Origin of the sequence: Xylanibacillus composti, assembly GCF_018403685.1 — a bacterium.
Classification (GTDB): domain Bacteria; phylum Bacillota; class Bacilli; order Paenibacillales; family K13; genus Xylanibacillus; species Xylanibacillus composti.
In genome coordinates, this window is the sequence record NZ_BOVK01000027.1 from 21,576 (window position 1) to 43,382 (window position 21,807).

The window sequence follows — 21,807 nt, forward strand, 5'->3', positions numbered from 1 at the left end:
ATCCGTCACCTGCCTTCCCGATAGCGGAGATCCAGCCTGGCTTCCACCAAGTACTCCATCAGCAGGGGGACCGCGCGCTTTTCCTTTTCGTATATGGCGTGAAAGTTTTCGCTAATCTCCGCCAGATGCCTGGAGTTCGTCGTCTTCTGAAACAGCAGCGAGTCCATGCGGACGCGCATAAGCAGCTGCTTGGCCTGTTCGTAGAGATCCATGCTCTTTTGCAACAGGCGTCGATCCGGACCGGCTTCCCTATCCTGCATGTATGCAAGCCTGCGCAGCATCCATTTCTTGTGCTGGAGCATCTTGGTCACGACAATGTTCCAGATTCCGTATTCTCTCGGATCTATATCCCGGCTCTTGGCTGTTCTCGCGAAGTAATCGGCCATATAGACATTGACCGGAAATCCGTTGGAGAACACATCGTCCTTTTCCCCGCGAGGTTGAATATTCCCCCGTTCCAGGGAGAAGTACAGGCTCCTCCAGTTATGCGTGAACATGGCAGCAGGCTCCAGGCAAATGCGCGAAAGAGGAAAGCCGTAATAAGCGAACCATCTGTTCGCATGCAGATGCTCCTCTGCAACATGCGCGAATTCCTTCTCGCAGACCGCATACGCAATCCTTGTCCTGCCATAAGATTTGCCGTTAATTTCGAATGCGAGCAAATCGAGTTGTTGGCGCTCGTCATCGTAGCCATAAATGATCGCATCGTGAACCAAATCCGGGCCTCGGTAAAAATTGGAACACGGCAGGCGAGACCAGTTGAAATACATCATGACATAATGACCTTGATCGAGCGCCCCGCGAATAGCCGCCAGCACCCCCTTGCCGCCGTAATCCAGCGGCTCCTCTCGAAGCATGCCGGCATACACATCCAAATGCTCCTCAAAGCGCACAAAAGGAAACATCATGTTCTCCTTCGACTTGATCTGAAGATTGACGAAATGTCCATAGCACCAAGGCGTCCGCATCGGGTCGGCCATAATGATGCTCAACCGGAAATTATGATAGCATTCCGTCTCCAAACCGGGATTCGGATGGATCGGCAGCTGTCTCGCCTTCATGTCGCCAGCTCCTTTCCCGGTTCCGCTGGCCTGGTAACAAGCACGATTCCTGCCGCATATTCCCCGGAGTGGGACAAGCTGATATGAAAGTCCAAGCGATGGCGTACCGCATGCTCATGAAGAGCTCCGTACAAGAAGAGATAGGGCTTGCCATGCGCAGTCCGGCGTGTCTCTACGTCTACAAACCGATACGGTATGCTCAGTTCTCCGCTCATCGCCTTATAGAACGCCTCTTTGACTGCCCATCTTGCTGCGAAGTGCTGTGCGGCATTGGCATGACTCAGGCAATATTCGCGCTCCTGCGCCGTGAACACCTTGGCGATCATTCGCTCCCCCTGGCGCTCGAGCGCCTGCCTCAGCTGTTCTATACTCTGCATGTCAATCCCAATGCCGACAACAGAGAGCTGCTTCGGAATTGTCTTGCACGCCATGCTGACTTCCTGCATAGGAATCCTACTCGACATCTTGGCTTCCTTCCCACGGCTTGCTGCCGCCGACTCCGCTCCAAACCGCCTTCTTCAGCGTAGGATTCCCCGCTTTGGGCCGGACGTTCAGCCTTCTGCGCACCTTGCTGCCGCTGCGGTCCAGGAGTGCATGGTGATTCAGCGCCACCCGCTCCGCACTGGTTCCTGTAAAGTGGGTCACATGCGCTTGGCGAAACCTGTTCTTCGTCACATTCGCGTAAGAACCATGCACCAAATTCCCGTGCAGGGCGACAACATCTCCCGGATTTGTCTCCAGCGGCAGCTTCTCATAGCCCTCCGGCAAACTCAGCTTCTCCCCGTACTCCGCCTCGCTTTCCTCAATTGGCTCCGGCTCCAGCAAACCGAGCTTGTGCGAGCCCGGCACCACATACAAGCCGCCGTTCCGCGGCTGAGATGCGCTGAGGCATGTCCACAGCGAGCATGTGGTCTTTGGCGCCGCCCCCACACTGTAATTGTCCTGGTGAGCGGGAAGTCCCCGAGTCCCGGGTCCCTTGAAATAGTAGCTCGTGGAGATGGCAAGCGCCGGCTCGCCAAGCAGCGCTTCCGCAGCAGCGAACATATCATCCGACAGGATCAGGCCGGCGATCTCCGGTCGGGTGAAGTGATAGTCGCGCAGCCTCGGAAACACGCTCTCCAGCGGGCGGTCCTCCTCTTGGACAATCGTGCCTTCCCGAATCAGATCCATCCAAAGCTTGTGAAATTCCTGGTTGATTTGTTGCGCATCTTCAGCAGAAACCCAATGGCGAAGGACGACGTAGCCGTTCTCTTCAAAAAATCGGCGATCCTCCGCCGATACGATTTTGGTCATGGCGATTCCCCCCCATACGGATGGTTTATCCAAAGTCTATTGAATCGACCTCCGTTTGCCTCGGCTTTCCTTGCCGCTGTCACGAAAAACTGCTTCTGCCAGCCTCACTCCCTGCTCTCCTCGGTCCACGCCTAAGTCCCGCCGCATGATTCATGGGGAGCAGCCGACAGCCTGTAGCCGCTCCCCGGAACATGTGTGATGAGGCTTTGCATCAAATCCGGGGCGTCCAGCTTTTTGCGCAGCCTGTAGATGTATTGGCGTACTGCATCCGAGGCCGTGTACTCATCCCATACAGCGGCAATGAGTTCCTCCGTCGGAACGTATTGTCCACGGCGGGTCCACAAATAATCCAGCACAGCCTGTTCCTTCTCAGTCAATGCAACCTGCCTGTCATGCAGCTGCACACTGCGCTGCCCGGGCTTGTATACGATACCTGGCTGCAACAGGATGTCCCGATCGGGAGGCCAAGCATGCGCGGCTGCGAGGTGCTGTACCGTGAACCAGATGGATTCCTGCTGCACAAGCAGGCACAAATTCTCCAGCTGCTCCAGATCGTGACAATCCTCTTCTGTGACAGCTTCATGCAGAAGGCCAAAGATCGGAATGTCAGGGTAAGACCGGGCCAACTCCGTGCAGCATTCGCGGTCATAGTCCGACACACTGCGCATCTGCCAGACAACCCACCCTACCGGGCAGCCCTGCCTGCAGAGCAGGAGCACATCCTTCAGTCCGTATACGTGAACCCGCTGCAGAGGAAGGGGCAGACGGTTCGGCACCACAGCGCCCTTGTCTTGACTCTTGTCAACGACTGCCACCCACGTGCGTTCCTTGCCTGAAGCCTGCTCGTTCATCGCTTGCCAAGCTCGCTTTCCACATAGTGGACAAGCTCCTTCAAAGTCGGTACGTTCTCTTCCCAGGCTTCCGACAAAACCAGCTCAATCTGGAACGCATTCTCCATGTCGATCATCAAGCGCAGCCAGGAGAGGGAGGACAATCCGCAAGCCGCCAACGGCTCCTCCCCGCTTGCCAAATCCAGTTGGATCTGATGGCCTTCCAACAGCTGCTTAATAGTTCGCTCTATCGCAGTTCGATCCATCCTCTGCTCCCTCCTCTTCCACCGCATACCGTTCTTTCCACGTGCGGGCGAGCCGTTCTGCACGCTCAATCAAGTGCGGCACCTTATAGTCAGCCAGATGTCGGCGCAAGTACGCTTTGATTTCCCGAATGGACAGAGACTTGTCTGCCGCAATCCGGGCAACGATGATCTCGCCGTGCAGCTGATCGGGCTTGCCATATACGCTGACTTCAGAAATTCCCGGCATATCCCGGCAAGCCTCCTCCACTTCCCGCGGGTTCACCTTCCGACCTGCAACATTGATAAACTTGGGCAGCCTTCCCTGCAAATACACACGCCCCTGCGAGAGTACTGCCAGATCATCCGTCACATACGAGCCGTCCGTGATTGGATTTTCTTCGCCGCCAGCTGTCACGTACCCGGAGAATAGGCTGGGACTCTGTACGACGAGCCGTTGCTCCTCATGAATCCATGCCCGTACCCCCGGCAGCAGTTCGCCTGTGCAAGCCGCCTCGTAAGTGCGGGCCGGATGCTGCGCCGCAACGGCCCCGGTCTCCGTGCTTCCATATACCTGCAGCAGCCTGTGACCCCATTTTTTTTCATAAGCGCGAGGCAGCTCAAGGGGCAAGGGACCGCCAGCCGAGACGGCAAACCGCATCTGCCGTCTGTCCGCCTGAGCCGGCTGGTGAACGTCGCTCATTAATTGATAAAACTGGGGCACGCCAATCAAAATCGTCGCCCCGCAGTCGTGAACTAGCCGAATCGCCTTGCGCGGTGTCGGGCGGCGGCAGATGACCAGCGTGCTGCGGGCGCACAAGGAGGCGAATAAACCGGCGGACAGCCCGTACAAATGGTTTAGCGGAGCTGTCAGCACCACAATGTCGGCCGCATGGTAGCCAAACCAATCGCTGTACACGCTGCCCTCTCGCAGCACTGTTCGCCATGCAAGCCGAGCCAGCTTCGGCTCGCCGGTCGTGCCGGACGTAAGCTGATACAGAATCGGCGAATGTCCGCTGTTGTTCATGCTGTTCAACCGGCATGATGCGTGCCCCCTCGGATTTGAGCCGTCTGTCCCTTGCTCTCTGTCCGGTATAGCCGTTCCGGTTCCAGCATAAGCCGTCTCATCCCGAAAGAAGCGGCTGTACGGAATCCGCTGTTCCTCCTCACGCTCGCCCTGCGCGCCAAGGCTTGTTTGCCTGTCCGGCACGACCCATCCCTGTACCTGGCCAACAAGACCGATTCGCTGTAATTCGGAAGGTGTCAGCAAATCATCCACAGGGAGAACCGCATGCCCAGACTCGAGCAGCGCGAGCAGCAGCAATACGGACGGCAAGGTTTGATCCATGACGAGCCCATACACGCTTGGTCGGCCGCGTTGGAGCTCGGCTGTCAGCCGTCTGATCTGTTGTGCCAATTCCTCGTAAGTGATGCGGGCATTGCCCTCCGCGACCGCAAGTCGGTGTCCATCCAAATCGGCTGCCTCCTCCAGCATGGCAAGCAGCTGTCCCATCCAATCCTCCCCTTCCGTTTGACCGTTGCCCCACATTATAGAACGGAAGAACCGTATGGGCTCGGCTTTCCTGGGGGCCGACGGTTGCACTTCCGCTTTCACATGCGATTTACGCGCTGTGCACGCTCTGTTCATGTACAATTCGGGAGGGCGCTTGTACCGTTATCCCTGACACATTCTTTTCCTGACAGGAGGACGACATGATCGGATGGATCGATTTCGCCTGCTATGTGCCGGAAGCGAGAAGCAGCATACGCTCCATGAAGACGGAGCTTGGCCTCACGGAAGAGCAGCTGCGCGTGCTGACAGACGATTATGGTCTGCGGCAAGTCGCCGTAGAGCCTAGGCTGCGCGCCGATCACATGATGGCTCAAGCAGGAAGGATGGTTGCACGGAGAAATCCGGAGCAGCTGCGCCACGTTGACTGGATTTTGCATACGCACACATTCAACCCGTTTACCCCTTTTCTCGTAGAGCCGCTGTCTGATTTCCAGCGCGAATGGGGGTTGGAGGGCGCCAAGGTCAGAAGCGTGTCGCAGATGAATTGCGCTTCACTGGATTTGCTTTTTTATACCGCGAAGCTGCTGCTGGAGCATAAGCGTGCGAAGGCTGTCTTGCTATTGGCGGCGGACAAAATGTTTTTGCCCAACAGCCGCTACCTGCAGGACAGCACAGTATCCGGCGATGCGGCAGCAGCGGTCCTGCTGTCTCGGGATGCGCACGAACACAGATTGGTCAGCTCGGCCATTCATTCCGACGCGACCCTTTACAACAGCGTCCTGGCAGAGCCGCGTGAATTCGAGTGGTTTCAGCGGTCGTTCTATGTCGGCTTGGTCAAGATTATGCGGCAGGCCTTGAAGCATGCTGGGCTCGCCATAGATCAACTCGCCTATATCTTCCCGGCGAATGTGAATCAAACTGCATGGATTCGCGTCGCGTCTGCGCTCGGCATACCACGGGAAACATTTTATTTCCCTACTCTCCCCGAGATTGGACATGCGCATAACGCTGACCCCCTGCTTAATTTGGAGGCAGCCCTGCAAAATCAAATTCTGCGCAAGGGAGATTACTACGCTACACTGACAGTCGGCATGGGCAGCACCTTCGGCTGTACAGTGTTTCAATATGGATCGGTCCGTAAGGAGTGAGCAGCCTTGTTCTATTTGTCCCACCTAACAGCTTGTCCTGTTAAGGAGCATGGATTCGGCGAGCGGGATACGCTTGTGCGGCAGCCTGAACGCGCTCCATCGCCCCTTGTCCTTCCTTCTCCCGATACACGGACGCTGTTGCAAAATACGGTGCCTGCCCTGTACAAGGAATATGGAATCGAAACTGCTGATTCCGACGAAGCGGAAATTCCCCTTCCTTCCAGCGTACCTGTCGCCCCCGGACATTCCGCAGCCGGGCTTGCCCTCGAAGCGGTGGAACGTCTGGCTGGACTGGATGAAAGCATAAGACGCAGCGGCCAATACCTGATTTATGCGCATGATACGCCTGAACCGAGCTTTTATCTCACCCCTGCCCTCTTGCTTAAGAAGCGTGCCGGATTGAGGCAGGTCCAACCGCTGGCCATCAGCGGTTGCGGGTCTGTCTCCTTCGCCTGTGCGGTTGAAATGTTAATGTGCATGAGCGCGGAAGGCGATCCGCCAGGTGCCCGTTCTATTGTTGTCGTAAGCGATCAGCTTGCTCCGCCGATGCCTCGCTTCTGGCAAGATCATTATCCGTACGGGGATGCGGCGGCCGCATGCATCTGCTCCCCGGAGCATGGAACATGGGAAATCCACGATCTGATTATCGAGGAGTGGCCTTACCTTGCGTACCAGCCTTATGCCTGGAATGAGCAGGAGATCCGTCTCCATGAACAGCTGCTGCTTGAACGCAGCTGCACAGCGCTGCAACGCTTCAAGGACAAGCATTCCCGGAGCTTCTCCGCCATTCGCTATGCCCTCGTGCAGCATATAAGCCAAGCCTTCCTCCACACACTGTCATCCCGGCTCGAAGGCATCTCCGTTTACAAGAGAAGCTATGCTCCGGCATGCAATTTGCTTGGCAGCGACTGCCTAATCAGCTTGCATGAATTAGAAATGCGGGGGATGATCCTTCCCGGCGAGACCGTATTGCTAATCATGGCCGGGCCCCTCTCCCGCGTCAGCCTGATGCTGCTCCGCCGGACAGAAGTCGAGTAAATCCAAATAGGAGGTCTTTATTATGGAGACGCAATGGCCCAATGCAACGGCATCCCGCATGCTGCTCATGAGCGACGGCTCCACAACCCGTTTGCTGGAAAGCATGCTGGATGAGAAGCTTGAGGTTGCCGTTGAACAACAGCATATCGTTCCAGCTTCCTCGATTGCGCCCTCCATCCGAGAGCATCTTGCGGCGGATGCAACCAGCCGCTTGCTGGAACGCCGATCCATGCTCTTGCTGCCGTCCGGGCAATGGATCTCGCGCAATTATGTCGTGTGCAAGCCGAGCCTTCCTCAACCGATATGGGAGGCGCTGCAGTCCGGCAGCCTCCCAATCGGGAAGATTTGGGATGCCCACCCTGTCATGGGCAAGCGGCAGCTGCTCGGTTGCGGATCAACGAACGATCCCGCCGACGATGAGCATAGGCTGCTCGCGTACAAGCATTATGTCCTGTGGAACGAAACGGAGCCGCTGATGTATGTCCGCGAGCATTTCCATCCTGCCTATGTGGCCCCCCCTTCAAGCTGAAGAAGTACCGCATGCTTCCCTCGCCAAACAAAGATTTCACGCTATTCTGGCAATTGTTCATCCGCTTTTGTATAGTAGTCATCAGATACAGCGCAAAAAAACTTTTATATTTTTTGCGACCGGATTTCGGCTTTTGCTGCGTCTTACATAGTGAAGGAGGGATGAGGATGGGAGCCGGCGATGAGCGCGAACTCGTGGCCAGGGCTGCTCGCGGTGATACAGAAGCTTACTCCGCCTTGCTGAACCAGTATTCTAACGCGGTATATGCTGCCGCCTCGAACATTGTGCGCGACCATCATTTGGCTCAAGACTTGGCCCAGGAAGCGTTCGTGAAGGCATGGTTCAAGTTGGGAAGCCTGCAGGATCAGGAGAAATTCGGAAGCTGGCTGCTGATCATCGTCAGGCGCATTTGTCTGGATTGGCTCAGAAGAGCGAAGCTAGTGGAGACGACCGAACTGCCCGCCGATCTGACCGACGGCGAGAATGCCGAGACGATCATGCATCGCCGCGATGCCCGGCATCGCGTCCGGCAGGCGATCAATCTGCTCGAGGAGTCCAATCGCTCTGTGGCGATTCTGTATTTCATGAATGGTTACAGCGCCAGGGAAATTGGCGGACATCTGAACTTGTCCGTGAGTGCCGTAGAAAGCAGGATCAAACGAACGAAAAAAAAATTGAAGGAGGAATTGATGGACATGGCAGAACAAAAAGCAGGGAACGAAAAGGTGGAGCAAACCAACCAGGTGATTCACGACGAGGTCATGTGGCGCATAACGCCGCGCATTGCAACAGTGGAAATTCCGGTCTCTAATTTGAAGCGGTCGATTGAATGGTACACGAACACGTTCGGGCTGTCTGTATGGGTTGAATTGAACAATGCCGCGCTGCTGCACGTGCAGGGCAAAAACGCAACGAGCGCACCCGGGATTTATCTCGTTGAGACCGAATCCCCTGAACGACTCACCTTCAAGAACAGCCACACCGGTGTCGAACATAGTGTCATCGACTTCTATGTGCCGGATCTGGAGCGATTCCATGTATTCTGCAGCGATCAGAAGCTTACGGTGTCGAAAATCAATTACATTGAAGGCATGGGCAAGCAAGGAGGCTTCGGCATCAAGGACCCGGACGGCAACTCCATCGGCATTACCAACGCTACCCTGTTCGGCGCCAAGCCGGAAGATTATTTGTAAATCGCCCCCGGCCGCTTGTTGGAACATATGAGGCGCTGTCCTCCAAGCAGCCTGCGACGCGGAGGCGGCGGCGTTCAATTAGGCCAGCCAGAATATTGTGACTGGCCTAATTGTGTTTGCGTCAGCTTTGTTTCTTGAGCGCCTGCCACTCTGCCAGCAGCCTGCTTTCTTTCCTGGCAGCCAAGCCTGCGCTGCGGATTTGATCCGCGGGACGTGTGGCATCCCACGCCAGCACATCGCGGATCGTGTCGGCAAGCGGCCGGAAGCGCAGCCCGTGGGCCAGTGCCTTCCGGTTGCTCTGCGCCAAATAGTAAATCATATTGGCGGTTTCCCCTTGACACGGATTCCAGAGAGGCATTTCGTCCCAAGGAATGACCTTCTTGTCCATCAGGAAATCGGAATCCACCCATTCGAACTCCGCATCGCTCCCGGAGACAGCCTTGCATTCAGCCAGCAGCCGCCCGAAGGTCAGCGGATAGTCCGGGCCGACGACATTGAATGGACCGCTCTGCCTCGCCTCTACCATCGCAATCGACCATTCGGCCAGATCCCGAACGTCAATAATTTGAACGGGATCTTGCGGCTGACCAGGCGCCAGCACCTTTCCGCCGCGTTGTACCCGGGCAGCCCAGTATGTGAACCGATCCATCGGATCGCGGGGACCTGCAATCAGACCGGAGCGCAGATGAAGCGCCCTGCCCGGCATAAGCGCATCAAGATGCCGCTCGGACAGCACCTTCAACTCACCGTAGTAATTCCATACGTCCTCACTGTCCGGATCATCCATTTCCCGCAGCGGGCCATTCTCATCCATGCCGGGAATCATGAATTCCTTATATACAGAAATGCTGGAAATAAAGGTGTAGTGCTCCACAGCATCCGCCAGCAATTCGGCCAGCCGCTTCACTGTCTTGGGAATATAGCCCGACGTGTCAATGACCGCGTCCCAGCTTCTTCCCTTCAACGCAGTCAAATCGCTGTTCCGGTCGCCAACCAGCTTCTCTGCCTCCGGGAAGGCATCCGGATTCGATTGTCCCCGATTGAACAAGGTTACTTCATGTCCTGCCCGCAAAGCCGCTTCCACTATATGATGCCCGACAAATATCGTTCCGCCAATGACCAGTATTCTCACCCTAGTCTCCTCCTTACATGGGCCAGCTGACAATGCCGATCCGGTGGTCATCCGGATCGAACACTTCGAACACCAGCATGCTGCCGGTATGGAGCATTTCGGATACCTTCACGCCCCGCGCCTGCAATTGCTGATGCGCTTCACTGCCGTCCGGCGTATACAAATTGAACGGCATATGATCAGCAGGCTGCACGGTATGCTGTTCATAGAGCGTAACCCACGGGCAAGTATTCTTGTCCGATCCATCCAGCCGCAGCGAATAGTACTTCCACTTCTTATCCTGGATTTCCAGCGTGAAACCAAGAATGTCCTCGTACCACCGAGCTGATTTCTCTACATTCGATACTGGAAGAAACACAGAATCAATACGTTGAAAAGCCATCTTTCCTATCCCTCCCTCTCTATTTGGGCAGACTGCAGTTCCCGAATATATTCCGCCAAACTCCCCACCGTTGCCAGATGCTCCGGCTGCAGCGCTTCCATGTCAAATTCCACGCTGCATGCCAGCTCCAAGTCGAGCAGCAGGGTGACAACTGTAGAGGAGTCGATCCCCAGATTCTCGTACAATTCATCTTGATCGCTGATCTGATCCGCGTGCATCGCCAGCAATTGCGCCAAGGTCTGCTTCACCATGCTGTTCACATCGCCCGCACCCATCGTTCCTTCCCTCCCCTGAATCTTTTATATCCATGCTACACGCTGCTTGTCTGTACGCCTTGGTTTTTCATGACTATCATTCGGCATTCGTTGCTCCACTTCTAGCGCTGATGGGCTGTCTGGAGCCTGACTGCATGCTCGTATACCAGTCGCGCTCCCCCGTAATGGCGCTTCTTGACCTTGTCCCGCAATTGCCGTACCCGCTCCCGGTACTCTTCATGCAGCATATACATGGACAAGCCGTACAGATGTGCGGATGTGAATGTGAGCGGCATCATATATTCACCCGCGCCAATCCGATGCATCTGTCTGGCGTTGAATTCCCTCTCCCGCTGCGTGGGGATCATCAGGGAGGGCACGCCCTGACAAATCGCGGACAGGCAGCTGCCGTGCCCGCCATGATGAATGAACAGATCGAAGCGATGCAGCATATCCTCATTGAAAGTCGGCACAATGCGCACGTTGCGGGGACAGCTTCGCAGCAGCGACGCCGGAAGCGCCTCGGAGGTAGCAACGACAACTGTTACCTTTTTTCTCGCAAATGCGGAAAATACGGCCCTCAGCAAATGCAGGCCTGTCTCTCCCGAAGCATCCCGCATTCTTCCCGGATAGACGAGGATACCCGTTTGGCCATCGGGCAGCTCGAGGCGGTGAGTCTCATGCATATTCATACTGATCGGTCCGGCATGAATAACGCGATTGTCCCCTATCGGGTCCAGCTCGGGTATGCTTGGCGCGATATCCAGATCGCCCGAGTGCAGCTCCTCCATCCTGGAAATTTCGGGAAGCCGATACGAACGAAGAATCTCATTGATCACAGGAGTGACTCTTGGAAGATTGCGGGGCGGGTGGCCCCAAAACAATGGCTTGCCCCTTGCATGCAAACACGATTGCGTGATGGCTATAGACGGAATGCCCAATACCTTGGCAGCAATTATCGTATGCGGACTCATGTCGGAGACGATCAAGTCAGCCTTCGCTTGTTCCACCATGCGAATGCGATTGCGTACCCAAGCAGCTGTGAATTGCTTGTCCAACAAGCCCATCTGGGCATAGTAATGGTCCAGATGATAAAACATCGGCTGCGGCGGTATCCGGTAGCGGGCCCCAGGCCGAATTGGATCATCGTCCATGTGTACCGGAAGCCCGAGCCGCTGCAGCAAGGAAATGCCGTATTCGCCGTAAATGCTAAAGCTGACCTCTATCCCGGCACGTTCAAATTCCTTTGCCGTCGGCACATTGCGAAGGATCGGCCCCAGGCCGCCGCTCAGGCCGAAAAATACGTGGCGCATTTCATCTGCCTCCTTCCCCTTTTCCCGAATGGATAACGGACTGAAAGTACCTCCACTGCTCCGGCGTCCCTATCGGCAGGCATAGCTTCACCGGTTCGATGCGAAAGGAATATCCTTGTCCGATCAAATCGTTGTAAAGAGGGGCAACGTAGTACTCCCCATCTGCTTTGCGCTGCTCAGCGAGCGCCTTTTCCGCTGCAGCCAGAAACAGTTCTGTACGGCTGAACCCGTAAAGGCCAGTCGTTGCCCAAGCCGAGATCACTTCCTTCTCGCGCACCTGGACTACCTTGCCATCCCCGTTGGTCAACACGTAGCTGAAGGCAGGGTCACTGGACCGAAAAACCGGAATCATCCCGTCATCCTGATGAAACCCAAGCAGCGAACGCTCGTCGATCTTCGTGTATGTATCCCCATTGTAGATCAGCAACGGCTCATCCTTATCGAGAATAGTCCGGGCTGCCCATACCGACTCCGCTTGTCCCCGGGTGGGAGCGTCGAGCCCCAGGATGTCTGCATGCGGACAATAATCAAGAATGGTTTGGTCCAGCGAATAAGCTTGCAGATCCCTGGACAAGCAGACGAAGATCACGCGATGGTCAGCCAGCAGCGGCTGCAGGCTGTCCAGAGCCCAGTACAGCATAGGCTTCCCCGCAGTCTCAAGCATCACTTTAGGCAAGCGAAAGCCCGCATGGCGAAACCTGCGTCCTTCCCCGGCGATCGGAATGACGATATTCATTCCTCCTTCTCCTCAGGGGCCAGCTTGCGCATGACTTCCTGCCAAGTATGGAACGTGCATGCAAGATCATCAATATACAGATCCCCATAGGGCTTGCCAAACACAAGCTCGTCGTAAGGGATGTCGTACTCGACCAGCCAGTCTATCGTCGTCTTGCCCACATGCTGCATAACCCGGCCCACATTGCCGCCCTGGGTCTTCATATTTCGCGCGGTATAGATCACGATTTCGTGCCCCTGCTTCTTCAAGGAACGGATCGCCTGCTGTGCGCCGGGCAAAGGAAGCACTTCCGCATAGGACTGATCCGGCTTCTTCAACTGACAGATGGTGCCGTCCAAATCAATAACAATTCTCATCGTTCACGCTCCCTCACTCCCCCACAATGTCGAACAGCAGTTTGGTTCCCAGCCCATACATGGCTACTTGCCTGCGGGGATGGTCGGCATGCAGCGAAGCCATCGACAGGAACAGCAGAGCTTCCGCCATGCGAATCTCCTCCAGGCTTGGCCCGCAAATATCGTCCCAAGCCTCCCGCCAGGCCGCTTGCTTGCGCTGAACAGCCAGAGCCACTGTCAGCCCGTGCGCGGATGCATCGGCCTGAAAGCGGTTGGCGATGATGCAGTCATAGCCGGACAGACTGTGGCGCACCTTGGCCAGATCATATCGGCCGTCACCGTATATGCCTGGCACTCCAAAGGCTCCCCTTGGATCAATCAGAATCAGCTGCTCCTGCCGCTCATCGAAAAACATATTGGGGAAGCACAGGTCTCCATGCACAATGCGCGGAACCGGGCGCTCCAGCAGTATAGCAGGCACCTGCGGATTCTCCTCCAAATAGCGAATCGGACATGGATAAGTGCTGCCATTCAACACGACACTGCCGCGGGCATATATGTGCCGGACCCACTCCTGCTGCTGATGCAGCCGCACCAGCCTGCGCATCGTCTTATTCACATAAATCTCAGTCAGCTGTTCCCTTGTGATTGCAGGAGGAGCCGCAGGCAGGGACATGCAGGCCAAAGCGTCCTGCAATCGTCCGAGTATGGCTTCCATCAGCCTCCAGTCGTCTGGTTTATCCATATAAAGCTGGTGCACGGTAGGCAATCGCACCCACGCCATGGTCAAATACAGCTCATCTTCCAAGCCAAAATCGATGATCTGGGGCAGGTATCGTTGCAGGGAGTCCGGCACATGCAGATACCAGCGTATTTCGTCTCTGAGCTTGTCCTTGTCCATACTCCGTTTCGTTACCTGATTGCGGGAATCATCATACTCCAGGCTATTGAACGATCGAGCAGGAATCCGGAAATAATCCATAGCGTTCACCCCACCCCCAGCCGGCTTACATACTGCAGCATATCCTCCGTTGCGGCTTCGGGTGTGGACAGGATGTCTTCTTCCGCCTCCAACGTCAACCAGCCCGGAAATCCGGCCTGCTGCAAATAGGAGACGACCTGAACGATATTCGCAATGCCGTATCCCATTTCACAGAAGCGAAGACGCCGCTGGTGCGGACCGGACGGCGCCGCCGGCTGCGTCACGTAATCCTTGAGATGAATACACGGGATGCGGTTCAGATATGTCTGCAGAACGGCCATGATATCTGCTCCCGCTTCCGCCAAATGACCGAGATCCGGCACGAGTCCAACGGTTGGATGCGTATGCGACATCACCAGGTGAATGTCTTCTTGAGCGAATATGCAGTGACCCCAATGCGGATGAATCGCCATGCGTACGCCATGCGCCTCATATCGCTTGGCAATCTCCGCAATCATGCGCAGCAGCCGCTCGTTATCTTCCGTCGTGCGCTGTTTCCGAAACCGAAGGCCCGGACCGAGAATGGCGAGCGGGACATCGGCCTTTTCCAGCAATTTGGCCACCCGGTCGTGGTGCAAGTAGATCTCGCGCCGTTTGGGCCAGTTATCGAAATGACCGAATTCATATACAGCGGATGTCCGCAATCCGAATTGCTCGGTCAAGCTGATCCATGCCGCGGCGTCACGCTCATAGCGCATCAGAATGGCGCTGCCTACTTCAATTCCCTGCACGATGGTGCCGCGCAAATATTGCATGCCTTCCTTGTAGCGGTTCCCCCAAAGAGTCATCTGATAGGAATAGCGTAGCGGGCTCAGGCTCATGCCGTGTGCTCCTCCCTTCCCATTGCTTGCAGCCTATCGCTAGTCATTATAGCAATCTGCCCGCCGCGGCATCTCGGCTTTTGACTGCGAAAGCAGAGCGCAGATCCCGTTGCATTCTATACGATGTTCGGGAACGGGCAATATGTAAGGAGGATGAAAGGACATGGAAAATGCTTATAGTTATCAACGCCGCCTCATCTGGGCACTGGTCTCCGTAGCGGCAGGCATCCTGATCGCGGGGTTTTGGAATTACCATCTGGTAGACGGCTTCGGCCGCAACATTGTCTCAGGCAAGACGATTGGAGACTCCGCTGAACTGGCGCAATCATTCAGCATGAACGGATATGGCTTTGGCATGTTGTTTGCCGCTGTCGCCGGACTCGCCGCCACGTTTACCGCATGCAACTGTGTCGTCTTCTCCATGATTCCAAGCCTGACGTGCTCCAATGGGCAATCGCCCGTCAAAACAGCGCTGCGTTCGCTGCTTGTCTTCTCCGCTGCCGTCTTGCTCATCAGCGCTGTATACGGATTTATAGTCGGCCTGTTGGGCAAAGCCTATGTAGAGCAATTGAACGTGCGGGAAGTGCGCCTTCTGCAAGCGCAAATAACATTCTCGCTACTAGGGATCGCCATGCTGGTCTGGGCGGCATTGTCCTTCGGATTTTTGAACCGCATGGTGCGGCGGTTGCCCGAAAGGCTGGTCCTCTTCTTCTCCTCAACCAGCGCAAAAGCAGGCATTCTCGGTGTGTTCGTCGGATTGTTCTCGGTAGGCAGGCCGTTCCCGGTGTTCCGCGATTTCCTGACCTATGCGGTCGCGTCGAACAACCCGTTGTACACAGCCTTCGTCATGTGCCTGCAAGGATTGGGGCAGATCGCCGTCATGGTGGTGTTGATGGTGCTGCTGGCATACCTGTTCAGAAGAAAAATCATCAGCTGGATGGAAACGCGTCCCCATCAGCCGCAGCTTGTCAGCGCCATAGCGTTGGCGGCAGGCGGAGCATACTTTCTCTACTATTGGGGGATCGGCCGCTTGTTTGATATCGGCAGCTGGGGCTTCAAGCTAGGCTGGTACTAAACAGCGAAAAACCTGTATATCGAGGCAAAAAAATAGCGAAGCAGAGCCCGTTCCCGCTTCGCTATTTTTATTGCCGCCGGCAGCTTATGGATCGTTGGCTGAGCAAACCATGCTTCCCCGATGCACTCTGCCGGATGTTTACGTTCTTTGTCTGCGCAGCAGCATCCAGCGATAGGGCACTCCGAACAGCAGCGTCACGACAAAGGCAGCGTAAAAGAGTGAATTCGTAATTGCATGAATGCGAAACCACGCATCCACAGCCGCTATGCAGAATGCCAGAATAATGCGGGCTGATGAATGGGCCGGGGTTGTCTTCGGGTCCGTCAGCATGAAGAATACAAACAGCTGAAAGGATGCCCCCATCATCGGGCCAAACGCGAACAGGAGCGGTTCGTCGAACCATGCATGTCTGACATAAGCAAACAACACAAAACCTGCTGCAAAGGCGAGTACCGTATCCAACCTTCCGGCCACATATGCCGCGACTAACCCCAAAACAAGGATAATGACCATCACGGAAACATCATTTGTCCATTGCTTGGGCGTGGTGACCACGTATTCGGACAGGAAGAACAGGACAAAAACAACAGCGACATTGTTCGGGTTGAATACATGACTTCCTCCCAGCCTGAACACATATTTCGTGGCAATGGCCAAAACCGCGGCCAGCACATACGGCCACACCAGGTAAGAGCTTAAGATCAGACTAATGCCAATCCCGGAAATGAATGCGCTGAGTGGAAAAATCCATTTTTTGCGAATCCAACGACAAAGCACTACTTCGACCAGCATCGTTGTCGCGACAGATGCAAAGAAGGTATCCCATTTCTGAAAAAAATCCAAAAACAATTGACCCATTACAACAAAGCTTAACAAGAATGCCAAAATGAAATATCTAGGATCCAACTTCGGTTGACTCATGATACTGTTCTCCTCTCCTCCATCTGTTTCTGGATTGGTTCGTCGCGCGATACTTGGAAGGCGGCAGTCCGACCATGCGCTTAAATACTTTCGAGAAATGCGTCAAGTCGTTGTAGCCTACCATATAGCAAGTATTCGTTACACTTTCGCCGCCGTTCAACAGAACCTTGGCCCGTTTGATTCTTTGCCGCATGATATATTCCTTGAATCCCACCCCCATGTGCTTCTGAAACAATCGCGAATAATGATATTTGCTGATATACACATGTGCAGCGGCCTGATCCAGGGACAAATTGCTGTCGCACAAGTGGTTGTGGATATACTGGAGCGACTCGCGCATGGCCTTGTCCCGAGGGGAGGCTCCTTCCAGCAAATATGTATCGATCCATTGATTCAGCAAGCCCATATGAAATTGATTCACTTGGGTCAGCACCAGTGTCGGACATCCCATATTGAGATCATAAACCTTCCAGGAGTCAGGAAATGCCCGCTCATCCGTCAAAAACGCAATGAGTTGATAGCTTGCCTCTTTTGCCAGCTCCATCGCATTCTGATAGCACTCTGTTACATACAGCTTGGCTTTTACAGTTTGGTGATCCAACAGCTTCACATGATTCAACCCCTTTCTTCGATATAGAACCAGAACGTCCAATGCCCATCATCCTTTCCCCATTTTTGTACATCCATCGCTACTAGCAATTTAATCTTACAACCGAATGGCCGCACGCGTTATGCAATTATTGTTAAAAGTTTGGTTTAAGTTGTGGAAAGGTGTCGATGCAGCAAGTAAAGTCGAGTGGCGGAGGGAGAGCATATTGTATGCTCTTAGGAAAAAGGAGGTGGCTTCGGAATGGGAACCTATGAACGCGCCGAATTCGCTTTGTCCCACCGGCATCCGGATGACCCAAGTCCGATTGATGAATGCAGCTATTTCGGCTGCAGACGCCCCATCTACAGAGACGAAAAAAACTGGGAGCTGTTCGGGACTTGGTTTTGCAGCGCTGTTTGTGTGGCCCGGCATGTGGATGCCAAGCGACTATATCCTGACCAAATTCATGACGGACAGCATTAGGGGGGAATGAACGATGATCCGCAAACTAACCGACGATGAGCTGCGGTTCTTGCATAAAGAAGGCTACTTGGTTCTGGAGCAATTGTATGCGTTGGAAGAAATAGAGGACATCCGTCAAGCGTTCGATCATATGTGGATTGATGCGGTCGTGAACAAGCAATTCGTACAGCAGCCAAACCGACCGTTGACAAGCCTGTATCCTCCCGTCCGCGACCGCCATCTGTCGCATGAACGGCTCATGCAATTGATGCTGGACCCGCGAAATATTGCGCTCGCCGAGCAGCTGTTGGGCGAAGAGCCGCTGGCCGTTGGCTGCGATTGCTTCTTCAAAGCGCCGGGGGCCGATGTGCTGCCCTTTCACCAGGACAATTACGACATTGGGGCGGAACCCGGCACGACCTGGGCCGTCTGGATCAGCTTGGATCAGGCAGATCCGGAGAATGGCGCTTTGCGGTTTGTACCCGGTACGCAGCACTTCGAGCTGATTCCTCCGAGGCTGCCTTCGCATCTGTCCGCTTACGGTCAGGCGGTCCGCGTACCGGAAGGCTATAAAGCCGTTGACGTAAGCACCTCGCCCGGGGATGTCGTTCTGTTCAACGGTCAAGTCCTCCATGGCTCCCATGCGAATCGCACGCTGTACCGGTTCCGCCGTTCCTTCGTCACCCATTATGTAGGCAGCAGCGTCCAGAAGATTTACGTGCATTATTTGGATTTGTACGATCGGCATGGAAACGTCGTGAAGCGCAAGCTCAACCGGATGCACAAGCTCCAATTCGATCCGGCCTACCGGCGAAAGACGTCTATCCATTCTCGCAAGCCAACATCATGATCAGCCGCACAACAGAAAGGACCGCCTGCTCCCCGTGCCGGGAAACAGGCGGTCTTTCATTCACGCTTCTTGGCCGGCTTACACGGGCTCAATAAGCGAAATGATGTTGCCGTCCGGATCAACTACGTTGAAATAACGGAATTCATTCTTTTCACCGAACGTGCGAATATGCGTGTCGCAGTGCATTTTCAAGCGCCCTACTTCCTTGAAGGTCTCCTCAATGTTCGATACGTGGAATCCGAGCAGAGAGAGACGGTCCCCTACTACGTGGTTGTCATCGATAAGGGTGATCATGGCGCGATCGGCAAGATCGCCTACCTGCAGACGCTCCACACAATCGTTTCTGTACGCAACAGGGAAATCGAAGGTTCTTCTGTAGAAATTAATCATTTCCTGGTAGTTCTTCGTTCTCAAGAACACGTTATCGATATAATTCACTTTTACTGCCATAGGGAAAACTCCTTCCGATTTGAGAGTTTCGAACCGCACGCCCCGGGAGATTTCACTTGTGCTGTTCGACACCTCTATCTTCCCATATGGGCGAACAATTTCCTCTGTTTTAGCTGAGTGGATTTCAACTTCTGATGGTCAGATAAGCCTCATCCTTGAAGATAGCGCTGTATAATTTTCGGCCAGCGGCCGGATTCTCGGCCATGGGCATAAAGAAATGCCTGTACCCAACGGTCGATGCCAAACCCGGTGCAGCCTGAATGCAAGCTGCTTTGGTCATGACCGCAGCTCTTGACCCCGAAGGCCTCGCACAGCACGTGTCCGCATAAGTTGAAGGAGGCGATGGAGAAGTCGGGTTGCCCGTTCCCCGCACTGCGCAGCTCATACTTCAGCGCATGCGCGGATTGCTGATACATCAGCACACTGTCATCCTCGTAGAAGAAAGGATCGGTTGCGCTTTCGATATACCCCTGTAAGCCCAATGCCTCGAAGAGCGACCAGGTCAGCCCAATCAGCTGCTCCCTGATCTCCGCCACACGCTCGGGCTCCCCGATATAAATGATCTCCCGCATCGCAAACTCGCGCAGCCGCGTCGGGGACAAACGGCTGCGATGCTCGTGCCGGAAGCATGATCCGGCGGCCGTATATACGGACAAGCTTTCTACTCGACTCACCCCTGTTCGCGCCAGCTCCTCATATACATGGAAGCAGAGGCAAGGCTGGAGAAAATATCCGCTCGGCTGGAGAAAGGCGCCGGACTCCTTCTGTTCGTCCGACTGCTCTCTGTAGCTCCTCAGCACCGCATCGTCATGCGCAATTTCGCTAACGCCGTACATATGCTGCGGGAAGTGCGCCAAATACCCGCCCATTTTCATTTGTTTCGTTGTCATCAAGGAAGGATATTTTCGTTGCGAAGCGCCAGACTTCAAGGCTATCTCCAGGAAGATCCGGTCGAAGGCTTGTGCAAGGCCTACTTCGTCCCCTTCCAACTGAAGCCCTCCTAGCGAAGATCGGGCAGCTGCAGCCCACGACTGGGCAGGCTGTCGCACTCGGTTGTCATGGGAAATTTGCTTCGGGGCATATTTCGCCAGCAAGCCGACTCGCATATAACGGTTCAGCCTTTCTTGGAACGCGGCAGGTTCCTCATCCCCCGCATATTCAACCTCCAGGCAGTCTGCTTGCAGACGTACGTCAACAATGTGTTCGGACAAGTAATAGACACTATCGGTCAGTTGCTCGGCCTTCGCCCGCTTTTTCTCGCTGGCCAGCGGGTAGCGAAAAATCATACAACACACCCTCTCCATTCCTTCGGGCGGAGCCCTCGTCTATCAAAAAATGCCATGAATGATTTGATCATAGAAGGCAGCGTCCCTGTATTGGAAAATGCTCGATTCATCAATGATTTTCGGCCGGGAGTTCAGTCTCCTCCGTACCCGCTGGCCATGCTTGCTCACCAAATGACTGTAATTCAATGCAATCCGTTCGACGCTTGCTCTGGCGAAATGCGTGACAAAGGAACGCCGGTAACGATAGGACGAAACATTTTTGGAAGACCCGTGATACATATTGCCGTTGAAGAGAACTACATCGCCCGGTTCTGTCTCTACCTGTATGCGCTGGTAGCCATCCGGCTTCCTGAGAATTTCGGAACTGTATGCATTGCTGCTGCCCGGTACGACTTCCGAGGGCGCAAGCCCGAGCTTGTGCGTGCCCGGCACGAAGAACAAGCTGCCGTTTTCCCCGTCTGTTGCATCTATGCTCACCCACATCGCGTAAGAAGTATCCGGCTCGATGCCGATATGGGCATTGTCCTGATGGAATCCAAGTCCTTTCGTGCCTGGCGGCTTGAAGTAATAGTTGCTCTGTATGGCAAGCGGTTCTTCGCCCAGCAGACTTTCCAATATGGCGATCGCTTCCTGCTTCAGCATGAAGGCTGTAATCACGGGGTTATCGCGGTGGAAGTCTCTCAGCCGGTTGGGAAAAAGACTCTCCAGCGGTCTTTCCCGATTTTGCCGAATTTTCCCGAGCGCCATCAATTCCGTCCATATCTTGACATACTCCTGATGAAGCTCATCCAGCTCGCGCTTCGAATAAACGCCTTTCACAATGAGGTATCCCTGCTCGTCGAATTGCTGTCTATCCTGGAATGCAATGGGTGTGTCTGGCATATCGCTTCCCTCCTTCATGAGCACTCGTTGCACACAAGCGCGTTATTCGAAATGGCAAACATTGAGCACATTGCCTTCCGCATCTGTGAAATCAAATGTCTGAACCGTGCCGTAATCGCGAAGCGGTCCTACAGCTATTCCCCGCTCCTGCATCCGTTCATACGTCTGCTGAATATTGGAGGTGTATAAATTGAACAGAGGATGCGGTTCAGCGACGGCATCCTGCTTCACCAGCGTAATCGGCGTCTTGTCTCCCGCTCTGAGAGCGGCGATCATGTCTGTCCGCCAAATCACAGGCAGTCCCAAAGTGTGATGGTACCAAGCAAATGCCTGCTCAAAATCGCGAACACGCAAGAAAACCGTATCCATTCTCTCAAACAAAGGTTGCTCCATCTTCTCCCTCCCTGATTCAAACTCCAGGCGAATGCGCAGGTTGATTGCCGCTTGTCTTCCGGCATTCATCCGCATTCACCCGAATTGTAGCATCAGG

Annotated in this window: 27 protein-coding genes; 7 read left to right on the forward strand and 20 right to left on the reverse strand. The window is 54.7% G+C overall.

The annotated features are described in order from the left end of the window. Positions 1-5: 5 nt before the first annotated feature. The 6 genes from XYCOK13_RS10695 to XYCOK13_RS10720 all read right to left on the reverse strand — a co-directional run bounded on the left by XYCOK13_RS10695 (position 6) and on the right by XYCOK13_RS10720 (position 4,939). On the reverse strand, positions 6-1,061 hold the full coding sequence (locus tag XYCOK13_RS10695) for a hypothetical protein (protein WP_213412144.1): 1,056 nt from the start codon (positions 1,059-1,061) through the stop codon (positions 6-8). Beyond that, the gene (acpS, locus tag XYCOK13_RS10700) at positions 1,058-1,525 is read right to left on the reverse strand and encodes a holo-ACP synthase (protein WP_244865112.1); all 468 of its coding nucleotides are present in this window, start codon (positions 1,523-1,525) and stop codon (positions 1,058-1,060) included. The genes XYCOK13_RS10695 and acpS overlap by 4 nt, the downstream gene beginning before the upstream one ends. Next, positions 1,515-2,354, reverse strand: a complete 840-nt coding sequence (locus XYCOK13_RS10705; protein ID WP_213412145.1) for a phytanoyl-CoA dioxygenase family protein — start codon at positions 2,352-2,354, stop codon at positions 1,515-1,517. The genes acpS and XYCOK13_RS10705 overlap by 11 nt, the downstream gene beginning before the upstream one ends. Positions 2,355-2,485: 131 nt before the next feature. Beyond that, positions 2,486-3,205 carry a winged helix-turn-helix domain-containing protein gene (locus XYCOK13_RS10710; RefSeq protein ID WP_213412146.1) on the reverse strand — a complete coding sequence of 240 codons (720 nt, stop codon included), beginning with the start codon at positions 3,203-3,205 and terminating at the stop codon, positions 2,486-2,488. Further along, positions 3,202-3,450, reverse strand: coding sequence for an acyl carrier protein (locus tag XYCOK13_RS10715; RefSeq protein ID WP_213412147.1), 249 nt, complete (start codon positions 3,448-3,450; stop codon positions 3,202-3,204). The genes XYCOK13_RS10710 and XYCOK13_RS10715 overlap by 4 nt, the downstream gene beginning before the upstream one ends. Further along, complete coding sequence (locus tag XYCOK13_RS10720) at positions 3,419-4,939, reverse strand: class I adenylate-forming enzyme family protein (protein ID WP_213412148.1); 1,521 nt, start codon at positions 4,937-4,939, stop codon at positions 3,419-3,421. The genes XYCOK13_RS10715 and XYCOK13_RS10720 overlap by 32 nt, the downstream gene beginning before the upstream one ends. A 200-nt stretch (positions 4,940-5,139) precedes the next feature. On the opposite strand from XYCOK13_RS10720, the gene XYCOK13_RS10725 reads away from it, so the two are divergent. The 4 genes from XYCOK13_RS10725 to XYCOK13_RS10740 all read left to right on the forward strand — a co-directional run bounded on the left by XYCOK13_RS10725 (position 5,140) and on the right by XYCOK13_RS10740 (position 8,847). Beyond that, positions 5,140-6,087 (forward strand): 3-oxoacyl-[acyl-carrier-protein] synthase III C-terminal domain-containing protein, encoded by a 948-nt coding sequence (locus tag XYCOK13_RS10725; protein WP_213412149.1) that lies wholly within the window; start codon positions 5,140-5,142, stop codon positions 6,085-6,087. A gap of 6 nt (positions 6,088-6,093) precedes the next feature. Next, on the forward strand, positions 6,094-7,125 hold the full coding sequence (locus tag XYCOK13_RS10730) for a beta-ketoacyl-[acyl-carrier-protein] synthase family protein (RefSeq protein ID WP_213412150.1): 1,032 nt from the start codon (positions 6,094-6,096) through the stop codon (positions 7,123-7,125). A 22-nt stretch (positions 7,126-7,147) separates the two neighbouring features. Then, on the forward strand, positions 7,148-7,654 hold the full coding sequence (locus tag XYCOK13_RS10735) for a chorismate--pyruvate lyase family protein (RefSeq protein ID WP_213412151.1): 507 nt from the start codon (positions 7,148-7,150) through the stop codon (positions 7,652-7,654). Between the two features lie 167 nt (positions 7,655-7,821). Beyond that, positions 7,822-8,847 (forward strand): sigma-70 family RNA polymerase sigma factor, encoded by a 1,026-nt coding sequence (locus XYCOK13_RS10740; RefSeq protein WP_213412152.1) that lies wholly within the window; start codon positions 7,822-7,824, stop codon positions 8,845-8,847. 121 nt (positions 8,848-8,968) lie between these two features. On the opposite strand, the gene XYCOK13_RS10745 is transcribed toward XYCOK13_RS10740, so the two are convergent. From XYCOK13_RS10745 to XYCOK13_RS10780, 8 genes are all read right to left on the reverse strand, one after another. Further along, positions 8,969-9,979, reverse strand: coding sequence for an SDR family oxidoreductase (locus XYCOK13_RS10745; RefSeq protein WP_213412153.1), 1,011 nt, complete (start codon positions 9,977-9,979; stop codon positions 8,969-8,971). Between the two features lie 13 nt (positions 9,980-9,992). Then, complete coding sequence (locus tag XYCOK13_RS10750; RefSeq protein ID WP_213412154.1) at positions 9,993-10,361, reverse strand: VOC family protein; 369 nt, start codon at positions 10,359-10,361, stop codon at positions 9,993-9,995. A gap of 5 nt (positions 10,362-10,366) precedes the next feature. Next, positions 10,367-10,636 carry an acyl carrier protein gene (locus XYCOK13_RS10755; protein ID WP_213412155.1) on the reverse strand — a complete coding sequence of 90 codons (270 nt, stop codon included), beginning with the start codon at positions 10,634-10,636 and terminating at the stop codon, positions 10,367-10,369. 101 nt (positions 10,637-10,737) lie between these two features. Further along, positions 10,738-11,928, reverse strand: a complete 1,191-nt coding sequence (locus XYCOK13_RS10760; RefSeq protein WP_213412156.1) for a glycosyltransferase — start codon at positions 11,926-11,928, stop codon at positions 10,738-10,740. A 1-nt stretch (position 11,929) separates the two neighbouring features. Beyond that, entirely contained in the window at positions 11,930-12,664 is a 735-nt protein-coding gene (locus XYCOK13_RS10765) for a glycosyltransferase family 2 protein (protein WP_213412157.1), read from the reverse strand. Continuing rightward, on the reverse strand, positions 12,661-13,020 hold the full coding sequence (locus tag XYCOK13_RS10770; RefSeq protein ID WP_213412158.1) for an HAD hydrolase family protein: 360 nt from the start codon (positions 13,018-13,020) through the stop codon (positions 12,661-12,663). Before XYCOK13_RS10770 ends, XYCOK13_RS10765 begins: the two co-directional genes overlap by 4 nt. Before the next feature lie 13 nt (positions 13,021-13,033). Then, positions 13,034-13,981: an aminoglycoside phosphotransferase family protein gene (locus tag XYCOK13_RS10775; protein ID WP_213412159.1), complete on the reverse strand. Its 948-nt coding sequence runs from the start codon at positions 13,979-13,981 to the stop codon at positions 13,034-13,036. A 5-nt stretch (positions 13,982-13,986) separates the two neighbouring features. After that, entirely contained in the window at positions 13,987-14,802 is an 816-nt protein-coding gene (locus XYCOK13_RS10780) for a sugar phosphate isomerase/epimerase family protein (RefSeq protein WP_213412160.1), read from the reverse strand. 163 nt (positions 14,803-14,965) lie between these two features. On the opposite strand from XYCOK13_RS10780, the gene XYCOK13_RS10785 reads away from it, so the two are divergent. Further along, complete coding sequence (locus tag XYCOK13_RS10785) at positions 14,966-15,877, forward strand: sulfite exporter TauE/SafE family protein (protein ID WP_213412161.1); 912 nt, start codon at positions 14,966-14,968, stop codon at positions 15,875-15,877. A gap of 138 nt (positions 15,878-16,015) precedes the next feature. On the opposite strand, the gene XYCOK13_RS10790 is transcribed toward XYCOK13_RS10785, so the two are convergent. Together XYCOK13_RS10790 and XYCOK13_RS10795 are read right to left on the reverse strand one after the other, a co-directional pair. Then, a complete protein-coding gene (locus XYCOK13_RS10790) occupies positions 16,016-16,798 on the reverse strand; it encodes an RnfABCDGE type electron transport complex subunit D (RefSeq protein WP_213412162.1) in 783 nt (260 codons plus the stop codon). Then, positions 16,773-17,408 (reverse strand): helix-turn-helix transcriptional regulator, encoded by a 636-nt coding sequence (locus XYCOK13_RS10795; protein WP_213412163.1) that lies wholly within the window; start codon positions 17,406-17,408, stop codon positions 16,773-16,775. The genes XYCOK13_RS10790 and XYCOK13_RS10795 overlap by 26 nt, the downstream gene beginning before the upstream one ends. Before the next feature lie 240 nt (positions 17,409-17,648). On the opposite strand from XYCOK13_RS10795, the gene XYCOK13_RS10800 reads away from it, so the two are divergent. Next, a complete protein-coding gene (locus tag XYCOK13_RS10800; protein WP_213412164.1) occupies positions 17,649-17,870 on the forward strand; it encodes a hypothetical protein in 222 nt (73 codons plus the stop codon). Between the two features lie 13 nt (positions 17,871-17,883). Next, positions 17,884-18,699, forward strand: coding sequence for a phytanoyl-CoA dioxygenase family protein (locus XYCOK13_RS10805; protein WP_213412165.1), 816 nt, complete (start codon positions 17,884-17,886; stop codon positions 18,697-18,699). A 78-nt stretch (positions 18,700-18,777) separates the two neighbouring features. Here XYCOK13_RS10805 and XYCOK13_RS10810 read toward each other — a convergent pair whose 3' ends face one another. The 4 genes from XYCOK13_RS10810 to XYCOK13_RS10825 all read right to left on the reverse strand — a co-directional run bounded on the left by XYCOK13_RS10810 (position 18,778) and on the right by XYCOK13_RS10825 (position 21,779). Then, a complete protein-coding gene (locus XYCOK13_RS10810) occupies positions 18,778-19,149 on the reverse strand; it encodes a VOC family protein (protein ID WP_213412166.1) in 372 nt (123 codons plus the stop codon). Positions 19,150-19,298: 149 nt separating this feature from the next. Next, positions 19,299-20,435 (reverse strand): aminoacyl--tRNA ligase-related protein, encoded by a 1,137-nt coding sequence (locus XYCOK13_RS10815; RefSeq protein ID WP_213412167.1) that lies wholly within the window; start codon positions 20,433-20,435, stop codon positions 19,299-19,301. 42 nt (positions 20,436-20,477) lie between these two features. Next, entirely contained in the window at positions 20,478-21,317 is an 840-nt protein-coding gene (locus tag XYCOK13_RS10820; RefSeq protein WP_213412168.1) for a phytanoyl-CoA dioxygenase family protein, read from the reverse strand. A 42-nt stretch (positions 21,318-21,359) separates the two neighbouring features. Then, positions 21,360-21,779 carry a VOC family protein gene (locus XYCOK13_RS10825; RefSeq protein ID WP_213412169.1) on the reverse strand — a complete coding sequence of 140 codons (420 nt, stop codon included), beginning with the start codon at positions 21,777-21,779 and terminating at the stop codon, positions 21,360-21,362. Positions 21,780-21,807 lie beyond the last annotated feature (28 nt).